Origin of the sequence: Gilvimarinus sp. DA14 (assembly GCF_024204685.1) — a bacterium.
Classification (GTDB): domain Bacteria; phylum Pseudomonadota; class Gammaproteobacteria; order Pseudomonadales; family Cellvibrionaceae; genus Gilvimarinus.
The window spans coordinates 2,119,673-2,140,152 of the sequence record NZ_CP100350.1 but is presented as its reverse complement, the minus strand read 5'-3'; the positions used below and the strand labels follow the sequence as shown (position 1 = coordinate 2,140,152).

18 protein-coding genes are annotated in these 20,480 nt (G+C 55.3%); 6 read left to right on the top strand and 12 right to left on the bottom strand.

Translation table 11 applies throughout. The annotated features are described in order from the left end of the window. Positions 1 to 48 precede the first annotated feature (48 nt). The 5 genes from NHM04_RS09405 to gpmM form a co-directional block, all read right to left on the bottom strand. The gene (locus NHM04_RS09405; RefSeq protein WP_254263535.1) at positions 49 to 273 is read right to left on the bottom strand and encodes a DUF6316 family protein; all 225 of its coding nucleotides are present in this window, start codon (positions 271 to 273) and stop codon (positions 49 to 51) included. 108 nt (positions 274 to 381) lie between these two features. Next, a complete protein-coding gene (locus NHM04_RS09400) occupies positions 382 to 1,290 on the bottom strand; it encodes a divergent polysaccharide deacetylase family protein (RefSeq protein WP_254263534.1) in 909 nt (302 codons plus the stop codon). Continuing rightward, complete coding sequence (locus NHM04_RS09395; RefSeq protein ID WP_254263533.1) at positions 1,277 to 2,638, bottom strand: S41 family peptidase; 1,362 nt, start codon at positions 2,636 to 2,638, stop codon at positions 1,277 to 1,279. The genes NHM04_RS09400 and NHM04_RS09395 overlap by 14 nt, the downstream gene beginning before the upstream one ends. 72 nt (positions 2,639 to 2,710) lie before the next feature. Next, positions 2,711 to 3,907: a murein hydrolase activator EnvC gene (locus NHM04_RS09390; RefSeq protein WP_254263532.1), complete on the bottom strand. Its 1,197-nt coding sequence runs from the start codon at positions 3,905 to 3,907 to the stop codon at positions 2,711 to 2,713. After that, positions 3,907 to 5,457, bottom strand: a complete 1,551-nt coding sequence (gpmM, locus tag NHM04_RS09385) for a 2,3-bisphosphoglycerate-independent phosphoglycerate mutase (protein WP_254263531.1) — start codon at positions 5,455 to 5,457, stop codon at positions 3,907 to 3,909. Before gpmM ends, NHM04_RS09390 begins: the two co-directional genes overlap by 1 nt. Before the next feature lie 225 nt (positions 5,458 to 5,682). Here gpmM and NHM04_RS09380 point away from each other — a divergent pair, with 225 nt between their 5' ends. The 4 genes from NHM04_RS09380 (at position 5,683) to ppx (ending at position 8,546) form a co-directional block, all read left to right on the top strand. After that, positions 5,683 to 6,096 (top strand): rhodanese-like domain-containing protein, encoded by a 414-nt coding sequence (locus tag NHM04_RS09380; RefSeq protein ID WP_371872539.1) that lies wholly within the window; start codon positions 5,683 to 5,685, stop codon positions 6,094 to 6,096. Between the two features lie 44 nt (positions 6,097 to 6,140). Then, the gene (gene grxC / locus NHM04_RS09375; RefSeq protein WP_371872599.1) at positions 6,141 to 6,380 is read left to right on the top strand and encodes a glutaredoxin 3; all 240 of its coding nucleotides are present in this window, start codon (positions 6,141 to 6,143) and stop codon (positions 6,378 to 6,380) included. Between the two features lie 31 nt (positions 6,381 to 6,411). Further along, complete coding sequence (gene secB / locus NHM04_RS09370; protein WP_254263529.1) at positions 6,412 to 6,924, top strand: protein-export chaperone SecB; 513 nt, start codon at positions 6,412 to 6,414, stop codon at positions 6,922 to 6,924. Positions 6,925 to 7,028: 104 nt separating this feature from the next. Continuing rightward, positions 7,029 to 8,546 (top strand): exopolyphosphatase, encoded by a 1,518-nt coding sequence (ppx, locus tag NHM04_RS09365; protein WP_254263528.1) that lies wholly within the window; start codon positions 7,029 to 7,031, stop codon positions 8,544 to 8,546. A gap of 52 nt (positions 8,547 to 8,598) precedes the next feature. Here ppx and ppk1 read toward each other — a convergent pair whose 3' ends face one another. From ppk1 to NHM04_RS09330, 7 genes are all read right to left on the bottom strand, one after another. Continuing rightward, the gene (gene ppk1, locus NHM04_RS09360; protein ID WP_254263527.1) at positions 8,599 to 10,653 is read right to left on the bottom strand and encodes a polyphosphate kinase 1; all 2,055 of its coding nucleotides are present in this window, start codon (positions 10,651 to 10,653) and stop codon (positions 8,599 to 8,601) included. Between the two features lie 99 nt (positions 10,654 to 10,752). Next, a complete protein-coding gene (locus NHM04_RS09355) occupies positions 10,753 to 11,067 on the bottom strand; it encodes a DUF4156 domain-containing protein (protein ID WP_254263526.1) in 315 nt (104 codons plus the stop codon). 13 nt (positions 11,068 to 11,080) lie between these two features. Beyond that, complete coding sequence (gene metF / locus NHM04_RS09350; RefSeq protein WP_254263525.1) at positions 11,081 to 11,923, bottom strand: methylenetetrahydrofolate reductase [NAD(P)H]; 843 nt, start codon at positions 11,921 to 11,923, stop codon at positions 11,081 to 11,083. A gap of 56 nt (positions 11,924 to 11,979) precedes the next feature. Further along, complete coding sequence (gene ahcY / locus NHM04_RS09345; protein ID WP_254263524.1) at positions 11,980 to 13,371, bottom strand: adenosylhomocysteinase; 1,392 nt, start codon at positions 13,369 to 13,371, stop codon at positions 11,980 to 11,982. A gap of 70 nt (positions 13,372 to 13,441) precedes the next feature. Beyond that, positions 13,442 to 13,798, bottom strand: coding sequence for a four helix bundle protein (locus tag NHM04_RS09340; RefSeq protein WP_254263523.1), 357 nt, complete (start codon positions 13,796 to 13,798; stop codon positions 13,442 to 13,444). A gap of 134 nt (positions 13,799 to 13,932) precedes the next feature. Then, positions 13,933 to 15,087 (bottom strand): methionine adenosyltransferase, encoded by a 1,155-nt coding sequence (gene metK, locus NHM04_RS09335; protein WP_253967900.1) that lies wholly within the window; start codon positions 15,085 to 15,087, stop codon positions 13,933 to 13,935. Between the two features lie 36 nt (positions 15,088 to 15,123). Next, on the bottom strand, positions 15,124 to 16,116 hold the full coding sequence (locus NHM04_RS09330; RefSeq protein WP_254266618.1) for a metalloregulator ArsR/SmtB family transcription factor: 993 nt from the start codon (positions 16,114 to 16,116) through the stop codon (positions 15,124 to 15,126). Positions 16,117 to 16,361: 245 nt separating this feature from the next. On the opposite strand from NHM04_RS09330, the gene tkt reads away from it, so the two are divergent. Then, a complete protein-coding gene (tkt, locus tag NHM04_RS09325) occupies positions 16,362 to 18,362 on the top strand; it encodes a transketolase (protein WP_254263522.1) in 2,001 nt (666 codons plus the stop codon). 92 nt (positions 18,363 to 18,454) lie between these two features. Further along, positions 18,455 to 19,630 carry a phosphoglycerate kinase gene (locus NHM04_RS09320; protein ID WP_254263521.1) on the top strand — a complete coding sequence of 392 codons (1,176 nt, stop codon included), beginning with the start codon at positions 18,455 to 18,457 and terminating at the stop codon, positions 19,628 to 19,630. The last annotated feature ends 850 nt before the right edge of the window (positions 19,631 to 20,480 follow it).

The following is a 20,480-nucleotide window of genomic DNA, read 5'->3' as shown; positions in this document are numbered from 1 at the left end:
GCTACCCAGGCGGTTTAAGCGGCTTTTGCGTCGCTAACAAGAAAGGTTTTAAGCGGCGCGGTAGCGTTCGATAATTTTGGCCGCTTCAGGAGCCGAGGCGCAAATAAAGTCGATAAACTCGCCCACGCCTACTTCGGCATCCTGGCGAGTGTCAAAAGGGCCTATGTCGACACCTTCACGGGTTTGATAATACCAGTAGCCGGATTTTTCCAGGAAGCGTCCACTGCGCTCGGGAATGGCCCCTTGTTCGCCTTCTCTGTGATCTTCGCTCATAGTGTCTACCTTTATCTTGCAAGAATCTTTATCCGTGGTGCGATGGCACAGTCTTGCTTAAGCTGCTCCTGCACAAGCTGCGGCATACCTCTTTGGATTATACGCCTCTCAGCTTCGGGTGTTTATATCGTGTTTCTCTACTGGGGTTTTACGCTCATAACCACTTGGCATCAAATATCGCAGAACCCACCACTTTTTGCTCGCAAAAACCGGTGCATTTGCCGTCAGCGGTCGTCGCAGCATGACCGGCGGTAGCAGGCACGCCTGCGCCCCCGGTGTCTGTTTGCGTACCAGTTGCGAAGCAGGGACGAGAGAAACTTTTGCCGCGCGCAATAGCGGTTCGGCTTGCTCCAGTACATCCAGGGTTTCTGGATAGGGGTGGCCGATAGCAATCGCCTGACCTTTGTGTTGAGCAATGGCAATGGCGCGCTTTAGCTGAGTCGCAATATGCGCGCGATCCCTTTCGTGATCGAGAAATACATCCCGTTGTGCACTGGCCAGCCCATAGGCGCTCGCGACTTCATAGGCTCGGCTGCTAGCGGTGGTGCGGCTGTCAACAAAGTACAAATCGCGTTTAGCCGCTTCTGTCATAACCCACCCCATGGGACGCGGCAGGGGGGTCAGTGCGCTGCCCATGTGATTGTTCACGCCTTTTATTCCGGGCAGTTGCTCCAGGCTGTGGCGCAGGCTTGCGGTGAATTCGGCGCGGCTCATGGACTCGGTGAGTGCCCCAGGCCCCAGTGCCAGGCCGGCAGTATTGGCCATGGGGGCGTGCAGCATCAGCTCTTTGCCCTCGGCTGCGCCGGCTTGGGCTAACGCCAGGGTATGGGGAGTGGAGGGAAGCAGTGCCAGGGTGTAAGCGCCGGGCAGCGCGATGGTACGCAGCCCGGCGCGCAGATTGTAGCCGAGATCGTCAATAATAATGGCCAGCTTTGCCTGGCCGGGCTCGCCCAGAGCCGCGCTTGAGATCAGGGCACTTAAAAGCAGGCCGGCCAGTAGCTGTTTAGGGCTGATCAAGCGGCGCTTCACGACTGGCTTGCGGTTGGTGACGGAAGATGTTCAGACCTTTGAGCAGGTTGAGAGCCTCGTGCAATTGGTTGTCGTTGGCCAGTAATGAAGTGCTTCCGTTGCGCTGGTTCTCCCTCTCTTTACTGCCGACTTCCGCGGCGCCATTGTCATTATTGAGGTGTCCGGCCAAATCGGCCTCGGTGGTGCGCAAACGCGGTTTTACCGCCGTTACCTTAGCGCGCTCTACGACCACATCGGGCTCGATACCCTGAGCCTGAATCGAGCGGCCGCTGGGGGTGTAATAGCGGGCGGTGGTGAGCTTGATGGCGCGGCTGTCGGTAATGGGAACCACGGTTTGCACCGAGCCCTTTCCGAAACTGCGGGTGCCCATAATGACCGCGCGGTGCTGGTCTTGCAGGGCTCCGGCGACAATTTCTGAGGCCGAGGCCGAGCCGTCGTTAATCAGTACGACAACGGGCAGACCGTCTAGCAGATCACCGGGGTTGGCGTTATAGCGGCTGTAGCTGCTCTCCAGACGGCCCTCGGTGTAGACTACCAAGCCGCCGTCGAGAAAGGCATCGGCAACGTCTACCGATGCTTGCAATACACCACCGGGGTTATTGCGTAAATCCAGAATCACCCCTTTGGTGTTGGGGTAGTCCTGCAGCGTATTTTGCAGTTTATCCTGTACGTCGCGGCCGGTATTTACCTGAAAGGTGGCGATGCGCAGGTAGAGGTAATTGTCATCGAGCATTTTGGTGCGCACGCTGCGCACTTTGATAATGTCGCGGGTGATGGTGATATCAAAGGGTTGGTCGATGCCCTCGCGCACTACGGTTACGCTCAGGTCGCTACCCTTGGGGCCGCGCATAATGGCGACCGCTTCATTGAGCGTCATGCCCTTTACCGGCTGGTCGCCCAGGCGGATGATTAAGTCTCCCGCTTCAATGCCGGCTTTTTGCGCCGGGGTGTCGTCGATAGGGGAGATGACTTTGACAAAGCCGTTTTCCATACCCACTTCAATGCCCAGGCCACCAAACTCACCCGAGGTGTTGACCTGTAAGTCTTCAAAGGATTCGGCGTCCAGGTAGGCCGAGTGCGGGTCCAGCTCGGCCATCATGCCTTTAATGGCGTACTCCAGCAGCTCCGAGTCGCTAAGCTCCTCGACGTAGCTGGAGCGAATATGATCGTAAACGCGAGTGAAGGTACGCAGATCTTCCAGAGGCAGGAGTGCCTTGGCCTCTGCGGCCGCCTGTGGGGCGGTCTGCTGTTGCGATTCGGCGGGCTGCGCCCAGGCGGGCAGTACACTGGCGAACATCAGCGCCGTAAAGGTGATTAAAGTTCCGGCAAAACGCATGGGTGTCTCCTGGATAGTGCGCGTTTTAAACGGCGCACAGTGTAACCTTTTTTACTGGGCGGCGGATCGGCCTCAGGCCCGTGCCAGCCATTTGTTGGGGTTGGTGGGCTGGCCCCGGTGGCGAATTTCAAAATACAGGCCCGAGTAATTCTGCCCGCCACTGTTACCCACCCGGGCGATGGCCTCGCCGGCGTCGACGTAATCGCCGAGCTGTTTAAGCAGACTCTGATTGTGACCATATAGGCTCATAAACCCTTCGCCGTGATCGATAATCACCAGCAGACCATGGCCGCGCAGATAATCGGCAAAAATCACATGCCCGCTGTGCACCGCCTGCACGGGCGCGCCACTAGGAGCCTCGATGACCATACCCTCCCAGCGCAGCTGGTCGCCCACCCGCCGGCTGCCGAAGCTGTGCCTTAGTTTGCCCTCGGTGGGCCATGGCAGCTTGCCCTGCAGGCGACTAAAGCGAATATTGGAGGGGTTGGCACTGCCCAGGGTAGCGGTCATTTCTGCCAGCAGGGCATTGAGGCGCTGGCTGTTTTGTCGTTCGCTGGCCAGTTCCGCGTCTTTGTTGGCGATGACCGCCTCTAGTTTTTTTAAGGTAGCGGAGCGCTCGCGCTGCTCGGATTGCAGCCGTTGCCGCTGCTGCGCCAGCTCATCTTTGCGGCGCTTAAGGCCGTCGCGGGTGGCGATAATGTCGGGCTCGATGGCATTGAGCTTGTCGAGCGTGGCGCGATAGCTTGCCAGTTTATCGCTGCGCGCACTGAGCAGATAGTCGTGGTATTTGTTGAGCCTGGTGATCCGCTCGGGAGATTCTTGGTTCAGCAGCATTTTCAAAGGCCCTTGGGGGCCGGCGCGGTAAGCGCTTTGCACCTGAGTGGCGATTTGCTGCTGCTGCGCCTGACGCTGCTGTTGCAGCTCTTGTTGTTGCTGCTGCAGGCTTTGCAGTTCCTGATCTTGTTGGTCGATTTCTCGGTTGAGTGAGTCGACTTTATTTTCCAACTCGCCGATATCGCTCTCGGATTTTTCCAACTGCTTTTGCAGTTTGCCTTTTTCGCCTTTTACATCGTCCAGCTCGTGTTTGAGTTTTTCGATGGTGGCTTTCAGCTCTTTAAGCTTTTGCTGATACTCCGCAGCGTCGTCGGCACCAAAGCTGAGAGGGGTGCAGAAAAACATCACTAGCAACGCAAACACCCGACAGCGCCATTGGCGCTGTCGGGTGTTGCTGCCTGTTGCGGGTAAACGAAGCAACTTGCGCCCTGGCATTAGCCTTCCAGGGTAATCAGGTTGCGCCCGCCCATTTCTTCGGGCTGTGCCAGTCCCATCAGGTGCAGCATGGTGGGCGCCACATCCGCCAGTGAGCCGCCGTCGGCAATAGTGCCTTTGCGCTCGCTGACGTATACCAGAGGTACCGGCAGGGTGGAGTGCTGAGTAGAAACCTGGCCCGACTCGGGGTCAAACATTTCTTCGCAGTTGCCGTGGTCGGCGGTAATCAGTACCTCGCCACCGGCTTTGCGCGTGGCTTCGACTACGCGGCCCACGCAGGCATCGACGGCCTCAACAGCGGCTACAGCGGCTTCGAACACGCCCGAGTGTCCCACCATATCGCCGTTGGCATAGTTACAGATAACGGCGTCGTATTTGCCCGACTCAATGGCTTCTACCAACTTGTCGGTTACTTCCGGGGCGCTCATTTCCGGCTTAAGATCGTAGGTGGCAACATCGGGCGAGGGCACCAGAATGCGGTCTTCACCTTCAAATACTGCCTCTTGGCCGCCGTTAAAGAAGAAGGTGACGTGGGCGTATTTTTCCGTCTCGGCGATGCGCAGCTGGGTTTTGCCCTGGTTTTGCAGGTACTCGCCAAACGAGTTGGTGAGCGCCTGGGGCGGGAAAGCGCAGCTGGCTTTGATGTCGGCAGCGTACTCGGTGGTCATGACAAATTCACCCAGCTGAGGCACCAGCTTGCGTTCAAAGCCGTCGAACTCGGGTTCGATCAAGGCGCGGGTAATTTCGCGGGCGCGATCGGGGCGGAAGTTCATAAAGATGACCGAGTCGCCATCGCTAATGGTGGCGACTTCTTCGCCCTCGGCGGCAATCACTGTGGCCTTCACAAACTCATCGTTTTCGTCACGGGCGTAAGCCGCTTTTAAGCCTTCAACGGCGGTTTCGGCGTCGTATTCGGATTCACCGGTTACCATCACGTTATAGCACTGTTCCACTCGATCCCAGCGGTTGTCACGGTCCATCGCAAAGTAGCGGCCGCAAATGCTGGCGACCCGACCTGTGCCGATTTCGGCAAACAGGTCCTGCGCTTTTTGCAGCGAAGCTTCAGCACTGCGCGGTGCGGTATCGCGGCCGTCCAAGAAGGCGTGCAGGTAAATGTCCTTGGCGCCGCGCTCAGCGGCGGCTTTTATCATGGCGAAGATGTGGTCTTCGTGGGCGTGTACACCGCCGGGCGAGAGCAAGCCGATAATATGCACGGCTTTACCCTTGTCTTTGGCCTGGTCGATGGCTTTGGTGTAAGCCGGATTGTTGGCAAACTCGCCATCTTCGATGGCTTTGTTGATGCGAGTGAAGCTCTGGTAAACCACGCGCCCGGCCCCCAGGGTCATGTGTCCCACTTCACTGTTACCCATCTGCCCTTCGGGCAGGCCTACTGCCATACCAGAAGTGCCAATCAGGTTTCTGGGGCAGTTATTCCACAGGTCGTCCCATACCGGGGTATTCGCGCTGTAAATTGCATTGTGCTCGGTTTTTTCGGAGTAGCCAAAGCCATCCAGAACCAGCAACACCATAGGTTTTTTCTTGGCAGTCATAGGTCAATCGCTTTTGTATGTCTGGGGGAATGATTCAGTAGGACAATTATTCTACCGATTAACGCCGCGTAACTCTACGCTCGGGGGCAGGCCCAAGGCAGTTTTTCGCTATCTGGGCCATAAATCCCGGTGCCTGTCGGGAAGTGTGCAGCTGGTGTATACTCCCGCCCTCTGCGGCCCGGCCCAGTGGGTCGGTGGTTGATATTCAGTGTTAAAGGGCAGCCGGTGGACGATTTATTTGTATTTTTGAGTCAGGAGTGGATGCTGGTTGGCATTCTAGTGGTGCTTATTTATGTCTACGCCTGGCGCGAGCGCTTGAAAAATGGTCAGCCGATCACCACATCTGAGGCGACGGTTCTGATTAACTCCGATGCCGCTGTGTGGCTGGATGTGCGCGACAGTGGCGAATTCAAGTCTGGCCATATGGTCGATGCGGTCAATATTCCCTTTTCCAAATTGTCCGAACAGATCGACAGCTTGGAAAAGTACCGCGATAAAACTCTGATCGTGGTGGATAAAATGGGGCAGCACGCCGGCAGTGCCGGGCGTCAGCTGGGCGCCAAAGGTTTCACCGTGCGCCGTTTGTCCGGTGGCATCAGCGAGTGGCAAAATCAGAGTTTACCGCTGGTTAAAAAGTAAACTTTAGAGAGTGGTTGATAGGTAGGCCTGTGGCAAAAGTGATTATGTACACCACCGCCATTTGCCCGTTTTGCGTTAATGCCAAGCGTCTGTTGGCGAGCAAGGGGGTAGAGGTAGAAGAAATTCGCGTCGATCGCGAGCCCGGTTTGCGCCAGAAAATGATGGCAGAGAGTGGTCAGCAGACGGTACCGCAAATTTGGATTGGCGAGCGCCATGTGGGTGGCTTTACCGACTTGTGGGCGCTGGATAAGCGCGGCGAGCTGGATGCGTTGCTGGCCGGTTAATATTCATTTAATTCGATAAAGAGAAAAGATTATGTCAGAAGAAAACACCCAAGAGGCCCAGGCCAACGGACAAGACCAGGCCGCGCCTTCTTTCTCCATCAAGCGCGTGTATCTGAAAGACCTGTCGTTCGAAACCCCCATGGGCTTGGAAGGCTTTAATCAGAAACAGCCGCCTAAGATTGAGCAGGAACTGAACGTTCAGGTGCATCGTGTTGATGAAGTTCATCACGAAGTGGTGCTGCTGCTGACCATAACCGCCAAAATTGAAGATCGCGTGGCTTTTCTGATTGAAGTGAAGCAGGCCGGCCTGTTTGCCATTAGCGGTATGGACAACAACATGATGGCGCAGATTATCAACGCCAACTGTCCTAATATTCTCTTCCCCTACGCGCGCGAAACCATTGATGGCGTTCTTACTCGCGGCTCTTTTGCGCCGTTGATGTTGCCACCGATTAACTTTGACGCGGTGTTTGCGCAGGCCCTTAGCAGCGCGCAAAAACAGGCCGCCGAAAAAGCACAAGCGGGCGAACAAACGGACGCCTAACAGCAAAAGCTTGCGTGTAATAGGGCTCGCCAGTGGCGGGCCCTTTTTATTTGTGCTGCAATAAGACTCACGAAAATACTAATCGGGTTTGGGTTTCATCGGCTATGTTTAACCTCTCCAAGTTTGTCCCCAGTGATGGCGGTCATATTGCCGCGATTGATTTAGGCTCCAACAGCTTTCACATGATTATCGCCCGCTGGGAGAACCAGCAGCTGACTTTGTTGGATAAGTTGCGCGAGCCGGTGCGTATGGGCTGGGGGCTGGAAGAGGATGGCAGCCTGAACCCCGAGGTGGCCGAACGCGCGTTGGCGTGCCTAGAGCGCTTTGGGGAAAGGCTGCGCAGCTTTCCCTCTGGCAGTGTCCGCTGTGTGGGCACCAAAACACTGCGCTCCATTGCCAATTCGAAAGAGTTTCTGCAGCAGGCGCGGCAAAAGCTTGGCCACCCGGTGGAGATTATTTCCGGTGAGGAAGAGGCGCGCTTAATCTATTTGGGGGTGGCCCATTGTATTGCGCCCGACGGCCGCACGCGGCTAGTGGCCGATATCGGCGGTGGCAGTACCGAAGTCATTCTTGGCCAGGGTATGGAGCCGAAGGTAAAAGAGAGTTTAAGCATGGGCTGTGTGGCCATGACCAAGCGCTTTTTTGCCGATGGCAAGGTTACCGATAAGGCGATTAAAAAAGCGCGCATTGCCGCTGGGCAGGAGATTTCGCCGGTGGCTGATGAGTACAGCGAGCATTCGTGGCAAGAGGCCATAGGTGCTTCTGGCACCATAAAAGCCGTGGCCGGAGTGTGCCAGGCCGCAGGGTGGAGCAACGGCGAAATCACTCTCAAATCACTGGATAAAATCATCTCCCTCTACGCCAAACACGGGGCCACAGATTTGGCGTTGGACGGTGTCTCGGAAGATCGCCAGCCCGTGTTTTTAGGTGGCGCCATCGTGCTTGCGGCACTGTTTGAAAATCTTAATATAGATTCTATGGTCGCCGCGGACTGGGCGCTGCGCGAGGGCTTACTGTTCGACTTAAAAGGGCGCTTAGAAGATCACGACATTCGCGAGAACAGTGTTCGCGCTTTGGCCGATCGTTTTCACGTCAATGTCAGTAAGGCCGAGCGAGTTGCCAATACCGCGCAGATGCTCTTGGCTCAGGTGGCCGAGGAGTGGAGTCTGGAGCCTCATGAGGCGGGCAAGCTCTTGCGCTGGGCGGCCTTTTTGTATCCCGTGGGTTTGGATATTTCCCACAGTGATTATCACAAGCACAGTGCCTATATTGTGCAGAATGTGGATATAGCCGGTTGTTCGCGCGCAGAGCAGACTCAACTTGCCGCACTGGTGCGTTGTCATCGCAAAAGTTTGCGCCCCAAACACTTCGCCGACGCCGGCACGGATTTAATTCCGTTGGCGATTATTTTACGCCTGGCGCATATTTTTAATCGCACCCGGCGTCATTCGTTGCCTGAGGGGCTCACGTTAAGCGCGAAAAAGAAAAAAATTCTGCTGTCGATTCCTGAAGCCTGGTTAGAGGCGAATCCGTTGACCTATGCGGACCTGGAGTCAGAGGCGTGTTATCAAAGCAAGGCGGGGTTTGAGTTAAGCGTCCAGTCGATTTCCCGGGCTGGATAAAACTCAATAAGGCAGCGCTTGGCGCTGCCTTATTGATATGTCGAGCTTTCTATCAGCTGCTTACGGTCAACTGGTGCAGCAATTCGTCCTGGGCATTGATAGCGCGCTCACCCTCTTTGGGCTGGGTGTGCACATAACTGCCGTCGCTTTGCAAAATCCACGAGTGGGTGTTGTCGGCCAAATACAGTTTCAGGTCGTTGACCATCTGCTCACGAATTTTCTTTGCTTTGACCGGGAAACAGGTTTCTACCCGGTGAAACATATTGCGAATCATCCAGTCGGCGCTTGAGCAAAACACCTGAGGGTTACCGCCATTTTCAAAATAAAATACGCGGGTGTGCTCCAAAAAGCGGCCCACAATAGAGCGTACATGAATGTTTTCGGATTGTCCGGGAATGCCCGGGCGCAGCTGACATACCCCGCGCACGATTAAATCTATCTGCACGCCGGCGTTTGATGCTTCGTAAAGTGCCAGTACCAGTTGTTCTTCGTACAGCGAATTCATCTTGGCAATAATGCGTGCGGGAATACCTTTGCGGGCATTCTCGGTTTCTTGCTGAATAAGTTTCAACATGCCCTTGTGCAGAGTGAAAGGAGCGTACATCAGTTCGCTCATTTTGGACGCCTTACCCATGCTGGAAAGCTGGATAAAGATTCGATACACATCGGCGCACACCGACGGGTCTGCCGTCATAATGCCGTAGTCAGTGTATAACTTGGTGGTTTTGGGGTGGTAGTTACCCGTGCCCAGGTGAACATAGTAGCTGAGCTTTTTGTTCTCGCGCCTTGCCACCAAGAGCATTTTTGCGTGAGTTTTGTAGCCCACTACCCCGTAAATTACGTGAATACCGTAGCGCTGTAAGCGCTCGGCCAGCGCGACGTTTTGCTCTTCATCAAAGCGTGCCCGCAGCTCAACAATAGCAGTGACTTCTTTGCCCGCTTTAGCCGCGGCCACCAGCGCATCCACCACGGGTGAGTTAGAGCCGGTGCGATACAGGGTTTGTTTAATGGCTAATACATGTGGGTCAGCTGCTGATTCGCGCAGAAAGTCCACCACGGCCTGAAAAGAGTCAAACGGATGGTGCAGTAAAATATCGTTTTTCTTTAAGGCTTCAAAATAATTGTCGGCGCGCTTGGGCAGCTTGGGCATAGACTGCACAAATGGTTTGAAATAAAGCGCCGGGTCATCGATTAAGTCGAATAGATCTGTCAATCGATTTAGGTTCACCGGGCCGTCTACCTTGTAGAGATCGCGGTGGTTGATTTCGCAGCGCTCAAGCAAAAAGTCTTCGATATCTTTGGGGCAGGTGCCGGTGAGTTCCAGCCGTACTTCGTCGCCGTATTGGCGGTAAACTAGTTCGCCTTGCATGGCGCGCAGCAGGTCGTCGGTTTCCTCTTCATCCAAAAAAATGTCCGAATTGCGCGTGAGGCGAAACTGGAAGCAATCCAGTACTGTCATGCCGACAAAAATCTCGGCCATAAAGTAGTGGATAATGGACGACATAAAGACAAAGTTGCGTCCATTTGCGGAAATTTCTTGAGGCAGTTCGACCACATGGGGAAGCGAACGTGGCACCTGCACAATGGCGCGGCCCGAGCTGCGGCCAAAAGCGTCCTTGCCGTCCAGCGCCACGATAAAGTTCAGCGACTTATTCATAATGCGCGGGAATGGGTGTGCCGGGTCAAGGCCAATGGGACTTAGCAGAGGTAGTACTTCGGTTTCAAAGTATTCGTTCAGATACTTTATTTGCTCCGCGCTCCAATCGTCGCGGCGCACCAAGTGAATCCCCTCTTGATTGAGTTTGGGCAGTATGTCCTGATTGAAAATTTTGTATTGTTCATCCACCAGCTGGTGGGAAATCTGGCTGATGGCTGACAGATTGTCGGCGTGAGTTAAGCCGTCGGAGGGGATGGCGCTGGTACCTACTTCCAGCATTTGCACCAGGCCGCCTACGCGCACCTCAAAAAACTCGTCCTGGTTGGTGGAGAAAATGCACAGAAAGCGCAGCCTTTCCATCAGCGGCAGGCTGGTGTCGTACGATTGATACAACACTCTGCGGTTGAATTCCAGCAAACTCAGCTCACGATTGAAAAACTGCTCGGACACTGTACTACCCCTGTGCTGTATCAATTCAAAATCCTCTGCACGCTATACTGAGTTTATGACAAATTTGTTACGGGTGCGCCCCGCAAAGCGGGGCCGGCGCTAGCGCCCGCACTGGTATACGGTAAAGTGCTGACTGCCATCGGTAATGCTGGAGGAAGGCACGACCGTGTCTCCGCCCAAGCGCACTGCCTCGTTACGGGCGATGGTGGTCAACTCTTCGGCGACTTTGTCGGCATTGCGGTCGAGAAAAGCAACACCATCCATCACATTCGCCGTAACATGGCTGACTTGTTTGCAATTGGCGATATCTTGGCTGCGTGCCACCGCAATGGACTGCGCTTCGGGTTTTAAATCTACCCAGGTGCAGCCGCTTAGGGTTGCGATAGTTACTACAGCTAGGCTCAGTGTTCTCATTTTTGTGTCCTTATTATTCATCCAGACCTAAATTGGTGACAATACTGGCAACAGGTTCGGCCTGGTTCATGGTGTAAAAGTGTAGCCCAGGCGCGCCGCCCTCTAGCAGAGTTTCGCACAGCTCGGTAACGACTTCTTCGCCAAAATCGCGCAGCGCTTCGGGGTCGTGCTCAAAGCTCTCCAGGCGTCGCCGCAGCCAGCGCGGAATATCGGCGCCGCAGCTGTCCGAGAAACGAACCAGGTTGCGATAATTAATAATCGGCATAATGCCCGGATAAATCGGTTTCTCGATCCCGATTTTGGCGCACTGGTCCATAAAATAAAAGTAGGCGTCCGGGTTAAAAAAGTACTGGGTAATGGCGTTATCGGCTCCGGCGTCAAACTTCCCCTTTAGGTAGCGCACATCATCTTCATAGCTTTTGGCCTGCGGATGAATTTCCGGGTAGGCCGCCACTTCCAGCTCAAAGGCGTCGCCAAAGTGCTCGCGAATAAATGCCACTAGCTCGTTGGCGTAAACCAGCTGATAGGAGCCGCCCACGCCAGAGGGCATGTCACCGCGCAGCGCCACAATGCGCTCCACTCCGGCTTCCTTGTACTCGTTGATCAATGCCTTAATGTCGGCTTCATCGTCGCCGCCGAACGATAAATGCGGCGCAACTGGCGTATCCAGGGCATTAAACTGAGCTACCAGGTTTTTTGTATTGTCGCGGGTAGAACCACCGGCGCCATAAGTTACCGAAAAAAAGTCCGGCGCAAACACTTCCAGCTTGTCGCGCACCACCGCAAGCTTAGCCTTTCCCTCATCCGTCTTGGGTGGGAAAAACTCAAAGCTTAGGCGTAAAGAATCTTCACTCATATCATATTCCTGCTTCGCAGTAATCGTCGGACGTCCGACGTCCGACGTAAACATCATTAATACTTATAACTCTCAGGCTTAAACGGTCCATCCACCGCGACACCAATATAGTCGGCCTGCTCGCTGCGCAGCTGGGTAATGACCCCGCCAAAGCCTTCGACCATGTGGCGGGCTACTTCTTCGTCCAGCTGCTTGGGTAGAACTTTTACGTAAAGGTTTTCCGGCTTGTCGGCGGCGGGCAGGTCGGCAAACTTGTGCTCGTACAAGTACATTTGTGCCAGCACCTGGTTGGCGAATGAGCCGTCCATAATGCGCGATGGGTGACCGGTGGCGTTGCCCAGGTTTACCAGACGGCCTTCGGATAACAGCAGCAAGTGGTCGTTGGTTTTGCGGTCGCGATACACCTTGTGCACCTGCGGTTTTACCTCTTCCCATTCCCACTGCTCGCGCATAAAGGCGGTATCGATTTCGTTGTCGAAGTGGCCGATATTGCACACCACAGCGCCGTTTTTCAGGGTTTGCAGCATGGCTGAATCGCAGACATTAATATTGCCGGTGGTAGTAACCAGCAAGTCGGTGGTGCCGAGCACGGCGGTATTGATGTCTTCGACTTTGCCGGTGTTAACGCCGTTCGTGTAAGGCGAAACCACTTCAAAGCCGTCCATGCACGCCTGCATGGCGCAGATAGGGTCAATTTCGGTGACCTTCACGATCATGCCTTCCTGGCGCAGCGATAAAGCCGAGCCTTTACCCACGTCACCATAACCAATCACCATTGCTTTTTTGCCCGACAGCAAGTGGTCGGTGCCGCGCTTAATGGCATCGTTCAAGCTGTGACGACAGCCGTATTTGTTGTCGTTTTTGCTTTTGGTTACCGCGTCGTTTACGTTAATGGCGGGAACCTTCAGAGTGCCTTTTTTCATCATATCCTGCAGGCGGTGAACCCCGGTGGTGGTCTCTTCACTGATGCCGTGAATATTGTCCAGAATCTGCGGATACTTTTCGTGGGCCAGCTGGGTCAAGTCGCCGCCATCGTCCAGAATAATATTCGCATCCCAGACTTCGCCGTCTTTTAAAATGGTCTGCTCAATGCACCACCAGAACTCTTCTTCGGTTTCGCCCTTCCAGGCAAATACCGGAATACCGGCGGCGGCAATCGCGGCGGCGGCGTGATCCTGGGTTGAGAAAATATTGCACGACGACCAGCGTACCTCGGCGCCCAGGGCAATCAGGGTTTCAATCAGCACCGCGGTCTGGATGGTCATGTGAATACAGCCCATGATCTTCGCGCCTTTTAACGGCTGCTCGCCCGCGTACTTGGTACGCAGCGCCATCAGCGCCGGCATCTCGCCCTCGGCGATTTCAATCTCACGGCGACCCCACTGGGCCAGTTGTTGGAACTCTTCCGCGGTTTTCGCGGCGACTTTGTAGTCGGTGAAGGTGCTCATTGTAATCTCCAATTTAGGTGACCGAGACTGTCTCGCTGAACGCTGAACGCTGAACGCTGAACGCTGAACGCTATGTTTGCGACTGTTTAAGCCGATTAATTAGGCTTGCCAGTTTTGCAAATAATCGTTCGATGTGTTCGTAGCAAGCGCCTTGATCTAAAAAGTTAAGTCTAGCGGCTATTTCGAGCTGGGTTTCCAGTTCGGCCAGCGAGCCGCGGCTAATGTATAAAAACCGTAAAAAATCTCTTTCGCTACTTCTGGCAGATCCCTCTGCAATGTTGCTGGATATACTAACGGCCGCTCGGCGCATTTGGCTGGTAAGACCGTATTTCTCACACTCGGGCAGTTGCTGCGTTTCTCGATAGACAGCTTCCACCAGCGAGAGAGAGTCGTGCCAAATCTGTAACTGCCGATGTTTTCGTTCCATCCCCGCATCCTTGCTTGTTAATGATGACCCTAGGTCATATGCTTATTGGCGTTCCGCGTTCCGCGTTCCGCGTTCCGCGTTCCGCGTTCCGCGTTCCGCGTCAGACATCCGACCTCAGACATCTGACCATCCCCTTACAAATACTTCTTCAACGCCTCAACCTTATCCGTCTTCTCCCAGGTAAACTCCGGCAGCTCCCGTCCAAAGTGTCCGTAGGCGGCGGTGGCGCGGTAGATGGGGCGCTTTAGGTCTAGCATGGCGATCAGGCCTTTGGGGCGCAGATCGAAGTGTTCGCGCACCAGTTTGCCGATTTCGGCGTCGGGCAGTTTGCCGGTGCCGAAGGTGTTCACCGAAATTGAGGTGGGCTCGGCCACGCCGATGGCGTAGGACACCTGAATTTCACAGCGGCTGGCAAGCCCGGCGGCGACGATGTTTTTCGCCACGTAGCGTCCGGCGTAGGCGGCGGAGCGGTCGACCTTGGAGGGGTCTTTGCCCGAGAAGGCGCCGCCGCCGTGACGGGCCATGCCGCCGTAGGTGTCGACGATAATTTTGCGCCCGGTCAGGCCGCAGTCGCCCACAGGGCCGCCGATAATAAACTGGCCGGTGGGGTTAATGTGGTACAGGGTGTCGTCGTGCAGCCATTCGGCGGGTAACACGGGTTTAATGATTTCCTCGCGCACCGCTTCCTGCAAATCCGCCAGTTTAATGCTGGGGTCGTGCTGGGTGGATAGCACTACGGCGTCTACCGCCACGGGTTTGCCGTTTTCGTAGCGCAGGGTCACCTGGCTTTTGGCGTCTGGGCGCAGCCAGTCGAGCTTGCCGTTTTTGCGCAGCTCGGCCTGTTTTTCGACTAAGCGATGCGAGAAGTAAATAGGTGCGGGCATCAGTACGTCGGTCTCGTCCGAGGCGTAGCCAAACATCAGCCCCTGGTCTCCGGCGCCCTGATCTTTGGCTTCTGCTTCGTCCACGCCCACGGCGATATCGGCCGACTGTTTGCCAATGGCGTTCAGCACCGCGCACGAGGCACCGTCAAAGCCCACGTCTGAGCTGTTGTAGCCAATGTCCAGAATGACTTGGCGGATCAGGTCTTCTAAATCCACGTAGGTTGAGGTGCGCACTTCACCGGCGACCACGGCCATGCCGGTTTTCACCAAAGTTTCCACCGCGACCCGCGCATCGGCGTCGTCCTTGAGAATGGCGTCCAGTACGGCGTCGGAAATCTGATCGGCCAGTTTGTCGGGGTGGCCTTCCGAGACCGACTCGGAGGTAAATACAGAATATTCGGCCATAAAGTGTGGCTCCTGATAATGATCAATAATTAAATTTTAAGGTTTAAAAAACTGTCGCAGCTGCACCTGAAAACCGTTGCGCAGCGCAATAAACATACTTTGGCCATCTTCCAGGCCCGCGTCCTGGGCCCACTGGGTCAGGTCGGCGGGGTCAAAGCCCTGCCATAAATCGCCGCAGTTTTCTCGCGCCCAGTCCTGTTCGTGGCGGCACAGCTCGGTGACCACCAGGGCGCCGCCGGGCGTCAGGGCCCGGCTTAAATCTTTAAAAATGTCTGCGGGCGAGGGTGTGTGGTGCAGCACCATATTCATCACTACACAGTCGGCCAGCACCTTGTGGGCGGCCAGCTCGGTGGTGTCGCCGTGAATAAACTCGATATTGTTAAGGCCCGAGGCCTCGGCCGCCGCGCGCGAGTGCTCCAGCATAGGTTCGGCGTTATCCAGGGCAATCACATGGGCAAAGCGCTTTCCGAGCACCGGCAAAAACTCGCCCTGGCCGGGGCCAACTTCCAATGCCAGATAGGTATTTTTAACCGGAGTGTTGTTTAACAGTTGCGTCACCTGCTCGCCGTAAACTGGGTAACTGGCGATCAAGTCCTGCTGGGCGCGGAACTTGTCGGCGTTGGCGGCAAAGAACTGCTGCGACGCCTCGGCCCGTTCGGCGGCAATGGTTCGGCACTGTTCGGCCACTGCATCACTCAAACTGTTTTGATCCACGCTGTTAAATAGGGCGCGCTGCAGTTCTGCCAGCGGCTGGCCAGGCACCACAATGGCGCGGCGGTAGTAAATGGAGTTGCCCTCGCGCCGGGTGGTGGTAAGGCCCGCGCCGGTTAACAGCTTTAAATGGTGGCTCATGCCCGACTGGCGTACATCGAAAATGCGCGCCAGCTCTGACACCCCGTAAGAGTTTTGCGCCAACACCTGCAGAATTTGCAGGCGCAGCGGATCGCCGGCGGCTTTTAACAGTCCGGCCAGGGCTTCGGAGTTGTCCACCAGTGGGTGGGCGTTGGGAGTAAGGGCGGCTTGATTCATGAGGCGCATAATAGAGCATATTCACACCTATATCAAAATATTTTGATATAGATTGGCTATTAAAAATGATTCGCCTTTACTGATGGCCCCATGTGCGGGACAATAGCGCCCCCTAAAAAAGCGGAGTAATGGGTGGGGAGCCCTGTACCCGCGTACAAGACAAGGTTGCGTAATCACTGATTTAGACCCGCTAGAGGTCAACCTGAACCTAACTAAGCTACGACATTTAAGGAGCCTTGACCCCTATGCCGTCTCGTATAGAACTCGCTAATGCCATCCGTGTACTGTCTATGGATGCCGTACAAAAGGCCGGTAGTGGCCACCCCGGTGCCCCCATGGGCATGGCCGATATCGCCGAAGTCCTGTGGAACGACTTTTTAAAGCACAACCCGCAAAACCCTCAGTGGAGTGATCGCGACCGCTTTGTGCTGTCCAACGGCCACGGCTCTATGCTGATTTACTCGCTGCTGCACCTGACCGGCTACGACCTGCCCATGGAAGAGTTGAAAAACTTCCGTCAGCTGCACTCCAAAACTCCAGGCCACCCCGAGCTGGGCTACACCCCGGGCGTTGAAATCACTACCGGCCCGCTGGGTCAGGGCATCAGCACTGCAGTGGGCATGGCCCTGGGTGAGAAAATGCTGGCCGCGCAATTCAACCGCGACGGTCATAAAATTGTCGATCACTACACCTATTGCTTTTTGGGCGATGGCTGCATGATGGAAGGCATCTCGCACGAGACTTGCTCGCTGGCCGGTACCCTGGGCCTGGGCAAACTGGTTGCCTTCTGGGACGACAATGGCATCTCCATTGATGGCCACGTTGAAGGCTGGTTTACCGACGATACTCCTAAGCGCTTTGAATCATACGGCTGGCATGTGATTGCCAACGTTGACGGTCACGACCCAGACGCCGTTAAGCGCGCGATTGAAGCGGCTCAAGCCGAAGACCAGAAGCCGACGTTGATCTGCTGTAAAACCACCATTGGTTTTGGCTCGCCCAACAAGTCTGGCTCACACGATTGTCACGGTGCCCCTCTGGGTGACGACGAAATCGCCGCGGCGCGTGAGTTCCTGAAGTGGGACGCTGCCCCGTTTGAAATCCCCGCCGATGTTTACAGCGGTTGGGATGCCAAAGAAGACGGCGCCGCCGCCGAGAAAAGCTGGAACGAAAAGTTCGAAGCCTACAAGGCCGCTTACCCCGAAGACGCCGCCGAATACGAGCGACGCGTCATCAAGGGCGACCTGCCCGCCGAGTTTGAAGCTAAGGCACAAGAGTTTATTCAAGAGTGTCACAAAAACCCGGTTAAAGAAGCCTCGCGTAAGGCCTCGCAAAAAACCATCGCCGCTTACAACAAGCTGCTGCCCGAAATGGTGGGTGGTTCTGCCGACCTGGCCGGCTCTAACCTGACCATGTGGGAAGGCTCGCGCCCGGTTACTGCACAAAACGCCGAAGGCAACTACATCTATTACGGTGTGCGCGAGTTCGGTATGAGCGCGATCATGAACGGTCTGAGCGCCCACGGTGGTTTTATTAACTACGGCGCTACCTTCCTGATGTTCCAACAGTACGCCGCCAACGCCGTGCGTATGGCCGCGTTGATGAAGCTGCGCAACGTGTTTGTTTACACTCATGACTCTATCGGTCAGGGTGAAGACGGTCCTACTCACCAGGCGATTGAGGTATTGGGCACCCTGCGCCTGACGCCAAACATGGACACCTGGCGCCCCTGCGACAACACCGAAACCGCCGTGGCCTGGAAAGCGGCCATCGAGCGCAAAGACGGCCCCGCTGCTCTGGTATTCAGCCGCCAGGGTATTGATACCGTTGAGCGCCCAGACGATCAAGTCGCCAACATCGCCAAAGGTGGCTACGTACTGAAAGACTGCGACGGTGAGCCAGAAGTGATTCTGATTGCCACCGGCTCTGAAGTACCGGTTACCGTTGAAGCGGCGGACAAGCTGGCCGCGGCAGGCAAAAAAGTGCGTGTGGTTTCTATGCCCAGCACCAGCGTATTCGATCAGCAAGACGCCGAATACAAAGAGTCTGTTCTGCCTCTGTCGGTAACCAACCGCGTTGCGGTAGAAGCGGCGCACGCCGACTACTGGTACAAGTATGTAGGCATTGACGGTCGCGTTGTGGGCATGACCACCTTCGGTGAGTCGGCCAAAGGCCCCGACCTGATGAACTACTTCGGCTTTACCGCCGACAATATTGCGGCTACCGCCGAAGAGCTGCTGGACTAAGCTCGCCATAAAGCGCCGCCACATGGCGGCGTTTTATTTCCCGCCTGAATAATCTACACCTGCGCGTAAGCGCAATTTACGGAGCGACACACATGAACGTAAAACTGATGAGTGATCAGAACCTGTCGGGCAAGCGCGTATTGATCCGTCAGGACCTTAACGTGCCATTAGATAATGGCAAAATTACCAGCACCGTGCGTATCGACGCCTCGCTGCCCACCATTAAAAAAGCCCTGGACGCCGGCGCCAAAGTCATGCTGATGTCTCACCTGGGTCGCCCCGAAGAAGGCAGCTTTGACGAGTCAGCATCGCTGGAGCCGGTCGCTGCCGAGTTGGGCAAAAAGCTGGGCCGCGATGTACCGCTGATTAAAGACTGGGTAAACGGTGTCGACATGGGCGATGCCGATGTTGTGCTGTTGGAGAACGTGCGTTTCAACAAAGGCGAAAAAGCCAACGATGAAACTCTGGCGAAAAAAATGGCCGAACTGTGCGATGTGTTTGTGATGGACGCCTTCGGCACCGCGCACCGCGCCCAGGCCTCGACCCACGGTGTAGCTAAGTTTGCCCCGGTGGCCTGCGCCGGCCCCTTGCTTGCCAGCGAGCTGGATGCCCTGGGCAAAGCGCTGGATAACCCGGCTCGCCCATTGGTGGCGATTGTGGGTGGCTCTAAAGTTTCCAGTAAGCTGAGCGTGTTGGATGCGCTGTCTAAAATTGCCGATACCTTGGTTGTGGGCGGTGGCATTTCCAACACCTTTGTTGCCTCGGCCGGTAACGAGGTGGGGAACTCGCTGTACGAAGAAGACCTGATTCCCGAAGCCAAGCGTTTGCGTGAAGCAACCGATGTGGTATTCGCCACCGACGTGCGCACCACCAAAGACGGCTTTAGCGACTGGAGCCACGACAGCAAAACCGAAGTCAAAGCGGCCAGCGAGATTCAGGCCGATGAAGAAATCATCGACTATGGCCCGGAAACTGCCGCGCGCGTTGCCGAGATTATCAAAAACGCTAAAACCGTTTTGTGGAACGGCCCCTGCGGTGTGTTTGAATACGATGCCTTTGCCAAAGGCACCGAGGTTATCTCTCGCGCAATCGCCGATAGCGAAGCCTTTTCGGTGGCCGGTGGTGGCGATACTCTGGCGGCTATCGATAAGTGGAACCTGGCTGATAAAATCAGCTATGTGTCTACCGGTGGCGGTGCTTTCCTGGAGTTTGTGGAAGGTAAAGAGTTGCCTGCAGTGGCGATTTTGCAAGAGCGCGCGAAAGACTAAGTTTTGGTTTTTTGTGTGGTTTGAAAAGGCGAGCCTAGTGCTCGCCTTTTTTATGTGCCCTCAATCGCCGGGCGGGCGAAGCACTTTTCTGCTTGTCCAGAAAAGTACTCAAAAGAGGACACCCCGGTTCGCAGCCCTGCGGGTGCCCTCATTCCGGCCTGTTTTAGCGGGCCGTATCGACAGGGCGTACCCCAGGGCACCCTCTCTCGCTGCGCGATTCACCTTGTCCATGCCCTGGCGATACTTGCGCAAAAGCGGCCCAGGCCGGTTTCTCTGCCTTCGGCATTCACCTTCTCCTGTTTGCTTACCCACTAAAACAGGCCTCCATTCGGCTCGCTCTCAGGGCCCCCGGGTGCGGGTTAGTCGAGGTGTTTTTGTTTGAATTTCGTCATTCCGTGCCGCGACACGGAATCCAGCTAAAAAGCGTGACTTGTCACTGCATCATATCGAGCAAATAATACGTGTCGCCTGTTCTATTTTTAGTTTTGCAGCGAACGGTTACTTAATTTTGCGTATGGTGCACTAGCCTTGTCGGGCAAGGTAAAAAACCTTAAATTGGAGCGTAAATAAGACTTAGTCGTAGATTGTTTGGCCATGGAGCGGTTAGATAGTGCCTATATCCTCTCAATTTTTAATTGCTTTTGGTGGACTCTTGATCCCGTTTGTGGCGAAGTTGATTCGCCGTGGGAGCGTTGGGGTTAACTGTAAACTACAAGGTGCAATTTTGTGACTGTTGTAATAAATCTTCAGGTCCACACTGACAGTGGGCTCGACCGGCGGCAGTTTTTGGAGCGCTTGTTGGGAGTTCAAGCAATTCAAACGAATGCTCAATCCCTTGTTGAGTGTCGAT

Bases quoted from the DNA above. Each gene is read 5' to 3' on its own strand.
- metK (WP_253967900.1), bottom strand. From the start codon at position 15,087: ATGGCCGAATATTCTGTATTTACCTCCGAGTCGGTCTCGGAAGGCCAC.
- NHM04_RS09330 (WP_254266618.1), bottom strand. From the start codon at position 16,116: ATGAATCAAGCCGCCCTTACTCCCAACGCCCACCCACTGGTGGACAAC.
- secB (WP_254263529.1), top strand. From the start codon at position 6,412: ATGTCAGAAGAAAACACCCAAGAGGCCCAGGCCAACGGACAAGACCAG.
- NHM04_RS09390 (WP_254263532.1), bottom strand. From the start codon at position 3,907: ATGCCAGGGCGCAAGTTGCTTCGTTTACCCGCAACAGGCAGCAACACC.
- NHM04_RS09405 (WP_254263535.1), bottom strand. From the start codon at position 273: ATGAGCGAAGATCACAGAGAAGGCGAACAAGGGGCCATTCCCGAGCGC.
- grxC (WP_371872599.1), top strand. From the start codon at position 6,141: ATGTACACCACCGCCATTTGCCCGTTTTGCGTTAATGCCAAGCGTCTG.
- ahcY (WP_254263524.1), bottom strand. From the start codon at position 13,371: ATGAGCACCTTCACCGACTACAAAGTCGCCGCGAAAACCGCGGAAGAG.
- ppx (WP_254263528.1), top strand. From the start codon at position 7,029: ATGTTTAACCTCTCCAAGTTTGTCCCCAGTGATGGCGGTCATATTGCC.
- NHM04_RS09320 (WP_254263521.1), top strand. From the start codon at position 18,455: ATGAACGTAAAACTGATGAGTGATCAGAACCTGTCGGGCAAGCGCGTA.
- NHM04_RS09395 (WP_254263533.1), bottom strand. From the start codon at position 2,638: ATGCGTTTTGCCGGAACTTTAATCACCTTTACGGCGCTGATGTTCGCC.
- NHM04_RS09355 (WP_254263526.1), bottom strand. From the start codon at position 11,067: ATGAGAACACTGAGCCTAGCTGTAGTAACTATCGCAACCCTAAGCGGC.
- tkt (WP_254263522.1), top strand. From the start codon at position 16,362: ATGCCGTCTCGTATAGAACTCGCTAATGCCATCCGTGTACTGTCTATG.
- NHM04_RS09340 (WP_254263523.1), bottom strand. From the start codon at position 13,798: ATGGAACGAAAACATCGGCAGTTACAGATTTGGCACGACTCTCTCTCG.
- gpmM (WP_254263531.1), bottom strand. From the start codon at position 5,457: ATGACTGCCAAGAAAAAACCTATGGTGTTGCTGGTTCTGGATGGCTTT.
- metF (WP_254263525.1), bottom strand. From the start codon at position 11,923: ATGAGTGAAGATTCTTTACGCCTAAGCTTTGAGTTTTTCCCACCCAAG.